The organism is Bradyrhizobium sp. P3_C3 (assembly GCF_056402655.1).
Window position 1 is genome coordinate 1 of record NZ_JBFUGY010000143.1, and the last position, 919, is coordinate 919.

A 919-nucleotide genomic window follows, 5' to 3' on the forward strand; every position below is an offset into this window, starting at 1 on the left:
GCCTGGCACCGGAGCATCTTGCGCCCCGTTCTGATCGTCGGCCTCGCCATGGGGGGCGCCATGGATCTGATCCCGCCGCTCGGCGTCTATGCGGCGATGCTGCGCGAGCAGGGCAGGCCGCTCGACTTTCCCGGCGGCGCCGCGCGGGTGGCGCAGGCCGTCGACGTCGATCTCCTCGCGCGCGCGATCGCCTGGTCGGGCGAGGCTAAGGCGGCACAGAACGAAGCCTTCAACGTCACCAATGGCGATGTCTTCACCTGGGAAAACATCTGGCCCGCGGTGGCCGACGCGCTGGAGATGAAGCCCGGCAAGCCGATCCCGCTATCGCTCGCCAAGGAGTTTCCCAATTGGGTCTCTTCTTGGGACGCGTTGCGACGCAAGCATGACCTCGTGTCGCCGGACCTCGCCGACTTCGTCGGCCTGTCGTTCCAATACGCCGATTACAGCATGCGCTACGGCCAGACCGAGTCCGGTCCGCCCTCGATCGTCTCGACCGTGAAGATCAACCGCGCCGGCTTCACCGAGATGATGGACACCGAGGACATGTTCCGGAAGTGGTTCAAGCAAGCCAAAGATAGCCGGCTGCTTCCATAGAGATCGTTACTACGAAGGCCCGCCGCCCGCTCGAAGCACTGGTGACGGTACGCGACCTCGATCCGGAGATCGKGGTCGTTCGTACACCCAGTCGTGCACCCACCGCGCGATCTGGATGCTAATTCTCGGCGAGAGCCACAAGCCAGCACAAAACAGGCGGCCCCTTTGGGGCCGCCTGAGCTGTTTAACGTCAGAGCAGATGACCTACTGGCAGAGATGCTGGAGGCCGTCGCTACCCTTGAAATAGGTGCCGGGCCGGCAGACGATGCCGTTGCGGGCAGCATACGTACTCCAGCTGCCCTGCCAGCCCATCTCGCCGTACGAC

1 protein-coding gene is annotated in these 919 nt (G+C 64.3%); it reads left to right on the forward strand.

Translation table 11 applies throughout. The features are described from left to right. Positions 1-594, forward strand: a 594-nt coding sequence (locus tag AC1DW2_RS43825; protein WP_477009216.1) for a Rossmann-fold NAD(P)-binding domain-containing protein, incomplete at its 5' end; no start/stop codon positions are given. Positions 595-919: the final 325 nt, after the last annotated feature.